The organism is Mesorhizobium sp. M7A.F.Ca.CA.004.12.1.1, from assembly GCF_003997835.1.
In the GTDB taxonomy this organism is placed as follows: domain Bacteria; phylum Pseudomonadota; class Alphaproteobacteria; order Rhizobiales; family Rhizobiaceae; genus Mesorhizobium.
The window spans coordinates 1-3634 of the sequence record NZ_RZRK01000629.1 but is presented as its reverse complement, the minus strand read 5'-3'; the positions used below and the strand labels follow the sequence as shown (position 1 = coordinate 3634).

Annotated in this window: 4 protein-coding genes; 1 reads left to right on the top strand and 3 read right to left on the bottom strand. The window is 65.1% G+C overall.

The window, feature by feature from the left end; all coding sequences use genetic code 11:
* From EN984_RS26505 to EN984_RS26495, 3 genes are all read right to left on the bottom strand, one after another.
* Positions 1-231, bottom strand: a 231-nt coding sequence (locus EN984_RS26505; RefSeq protein ID WP_348630237.1) for a biotin/lipoyl-containing protein, incomplete at its 3' end; no start/stop codon positions are given.
* Position 232: 1 nt separating this feature from the next.
* Positions 233-1246 (bottom strand): alpha-ketoacid dehydrogenase subunit beta, encoded by a 1014-nt coding sequence (locus EN984_RS26500; RefSeq protein ID WP_127271317.1) that lies wholly within the window; start codon positions 1244-1246, stop codon positions 233-235.
* A gap of 3 nt (positions 1247-1249) precedes the next feature.
* On the bottom strand, positions 1250-2482 hold the full coding sequence (locus tag EN984_RS26495) for a 3-methyl-2-oxobutanoate dehydrogenase (2-methylpropanoyl-transferring) subunit alpha (protein ID WP_127272764.1): 1233 nt from the start codon (positions 2480-2482) through the stop codon (positions 1250-1252).
* Positions 2483-2923: 441 nt separating this feature from the next.
* Here EN984_RS26495 and holA point away from each other — a divergent pair.
* On the top strand, positions 2924-3634 hold a 711-nt coding region (gene holA / locus EN984_RS26490; protein WP_127384064.1), incomplete at its 3' end, for a DNA polymerase III subunit delta.

Sequence of the window (3634 nt, the reverse complement as noted above, 5' to 3'; positions counted from 1 at the left end):
CAGCCGCACGATGGGCGAACCAATCGCCACCGTGTCGCCGATTTCGGCGCCCAGCCACAGGATCTCGCCGTCGACCGGCGACGGGATTTCGACTGTCGCCTTGTCGGTCATCACGGCGGCGAGCACCGTGTCCTCGCGCACCATGTCGCCGATCTTGACGTGCCACTCGACCAGCTCGGCCTCGGCGACACCTTCGCCGACATCGGGCAGCTTGATGATGTGTTCGCCCATCTCAGGCCCCCATGGTTTCAAGCAAGGCACGGCCGACACGGGCGGGGCCGGGGAAATAATCCCACTCCTGCGCATGCGGATAGGGCGTGTCCCAGCCGGCAACGCGAGCAACCGGCGCTTCGAGGTGATAAAAACAGTTTTCCTGCACCAGCGCCGACAGTTCGGCGCCGAAGCCCGACGTCAGCGTCGCCTCATGCACGATGACGCAGCGCCCGGTCTTCTTGACCGAAGCGACGATCGTGTCGAGGTCGAGCGGCAGCAGCGTCCTGAGATCGATGATCTCGGCATCGATGCCGGTTTCCTCGGCCGCGGCCTGCGCGACATAGACCATGGTGCCGTAGGCGAGCACCGTGATGGCGGAACCCGGCCGGCGGATCGCCGCCTTGCCGAGCGGCACAGTGTAGTGGCCGTCGGCGACCTCGCCGAGCTCATGTTTCGACCACGGCGTCACCGGCCGGTCGTGATGGCCGTCGAACGGACCATTGTAGAGCCGCTTCGGTTCGAGGAAGATCACCGGATCGGGGTCTTCGATCGCCGCGATCAAGAGCCCCTTGGCGTCGTGCGGGTTGGACGGCACCACGGTCTTCAGCCCCGACACATGGGTGAACAGCGCTTCCGGGCTCTGGCTGTGCGTCTGGCCGCCGAAGATGCCGCCGCCGGTCGGCATGCGCACCACGATCGGGCAGGTGAAATCGCCATTGGAGCGATAGCGCAGCCTAGCTGCTTCCTGGGTCAGCTGGTCGTAGGCCGGATACATGTAGTCGGCAAACTGAATCTCCACGCACGGCTTCAGCCCATAGGCGGCCATGCCGATGGCCGAGCCGACAATGCCGGATTCGTTGATCGGCGCGTCGAAGCAGCGGCTCTTGCCGTATTTGGCCTGCAGGCCCTGCGTGCAGCGGAAGACGCCGCCGAAGAAGCCGACATCTTCGCCGAACACGACGACTTTGTCGTCGCGCCCCATCGATACATCCATGGCATCGCGAATGGCCTCGATCATGGTCCGTCTCGGCATGGCTCAGACTCCCGCCTGCTGGCGCTGGCGTCTGAGATGCGGCGGCATCTCGGCGTAGAGGCCCTCGAACATGTCGCGCGTCGACGGCTTGCCGCCGGCATGCAGCGTGCCGTGGCTTTCGGCTTCCTTCTGCGCCGCGATGACCGTGTCGAGGATTTCTGCCTCGGCCTGCGCGTGCCGCTCGTCCGACCAGACGCCAAGCGCGATGAGATGGTTTTTCAGCCGCACGATCGGGTCGCCGAGCGGCCAGGCGTCGGACTCGGTCTTTGGCCGGTAGGCCGAGGGATCGTCCGAGCTCGAATGCGCCCCGGCGCGGTAGGTGACATATTCGACCAGCGTCGGCCCGAGATTGCTGCGCGCCCGCTCCGCCGCCCATTTGGCCACCGCATGGACGGCGAGATAGTCGTTGCCGTCGACGCGCAGCGACGGGATACCGAAGCCGAGCCCCCTTGCCGCGAATGTGCCCGAGCCGCCGCGGGCAATGCCCTGAAAAGTCGAGATCGCCCACTGGTTGTTGACCACATTGAGCACGACCGGCGCCTTGTAGGTCGAGGCGAACACCAGCGCCGAGTGGAAATCGGATTCGGCCGTCGAGCCGTCGCCGATCCAGGCGGCTGCGATGCGCGAATCGTTCGAGATCGCCGAGGCCATCGCCCAGCCGACCGCCTGGATGTACTGCGTCGCCAGATTGCCGGAGATCGAGAAGAAGCCGTGCTCCTTCGACGAATACATGACCGGTAGTTGCCGGCCCTTCAGCGGATCCGCCTCGTTGGAATAGATCTGGTTCATCATCGTGACCATCGGATAGCCGTCGGCGATGAGCAGCCCTGCCTGGCGATAGGTCGGGAAATTCATGTCGCCCGGCGCCAGCGCCTTGCGGAAGGCGCAAGCCACCGCCTCTTCGCCCAGATGCTGCATGTAGAACGAGGTCTTGCCCTGCCGCTGCGCCATCTGCATGCGCGCGTCGAAGGTCCGCAGCGTCATCATGTGGCGCAGGCCGGCCAGAAGTTCCTCATCGGAGAGCAGGCCGGCCCAGGGACCGACGGCCTCGCCAGTGCGGTTCAGCACGCGGATGATCGAGAAGGCATGATCGCGGATGGTGCGCGGATCGACATCGATTTCGGGGCGCGGCACCGAGCCGGCCTTGGGGATCGGCACATTGGAAAAATCAGGCGTTCCGCCCGGCCGCACTTCCGGTTCCGGAACGTGGAAACGCAACATCCCAGCATCGGCCATGACCTTTGTCCTCCAATGTTGCCTAGTGTCGATATTTGCATATCTGCGCCGCCAGGCCAGTGCGAATTCGTCGGGTAGCCTGCGGACGTCGGTCCCGGCAGCGCCGGCCGATCCAGCCTCCCACGCACCAAGATGAAGATATGTCGGCGAAATTTCTTGTCGATGTTGGGCGCCGGCGCGCAATTAGACGCAAGATTGAGCCGGGTTTGCTGGCAGATAGGGTGATTGGGGAAGCGCGAAGCGTAATCTCCCCCCTTGAGGGGGAGATGTCGCCGCAGGCGACAGAGGGGGTCGCCTCGCGTGAAGCGCTAACGCCCTCTGTCGAAAAGGTCGCATCCGGTCGAACCGACCCCCTCTGGCCTGCCGGCCATCTCCCCCTCGAGGGGGAGATCACGCACACCCCGGTTCACCCCACGCCCGCATCATGCTAACCAACCCGGCATGGCACAGAAGAAAGCTTACGAGGTCGACGGCTGGCTCGCGAAGCCGGACCAGCGCATTTCGATCGTCCTGCTTTACGGCCCCGATCGCGGCCTCGTATCCGAGCGGGCGAAGGCATTTGCCGGCAAGACCGGCCTGCCGCTCGACGATCCCTTCTCGGTGGTCAGGCTCGAGGGTTCGGAGGTCGACCGCGACGAGGGCCGGCTGCTCGACGAAGCCCGCACCGTGCCGATGTTTTCCGATCGGCGCCTTTTGTGGGTGCGCAATGCCAGCGGCCAGAAGGCGCTGGCCGACGACGTCAAGGCGCTGACGGCGGAGCCGGCGCGCGATGCGATCATTCTCATCGAGGCCGGCGATCTCAAGAAAGGCGTCGGATTGCGCGCCATCGTCGAGGCGGCCGACAGTGCCATGGCGCTGCCTTGCTATGCCGATGAAGCGCGCGACATCGACGGCGTCATCGACGCCGAACTGAGCAAGACCGGCATGTCGATGACCATGGAGGCGAGACAGGCGCTGCGCCGCAATCTCGGCGGCGACCGGTTGGCCTCGCGCGGCGAGATCGAGAAGCTCGTGCTCTATGCACATGGCCAGAACGAGATCGGACTGGAGGAGGTCAAGGCGATGTCGGGCGACGTCTCCGGCGCCTCTTTCGACGACGCGGTCGACGCGCTTCTCGAAGGCAAGATCGGCGACTTCGACACTGCCTTTACC

What these genes read in the sequence shown, in the direction of transcription:
- EN984_RS26500 (WP_127271317.1), bottom strand. Translation starts at nt 1,246, where the DNA reads ATGCCGAGACGGACCATGATCGAGGCCATTCGCGATGCCATGGATGTA.
- EN984_RS26495 (WP_127272764.1), bottom strand. Translation starts at nt 2,482, where the DNA reads ATGGCCGATGCTGGGATGTTGCGTTTCCACGTTCCGGAACCGGAAGTG.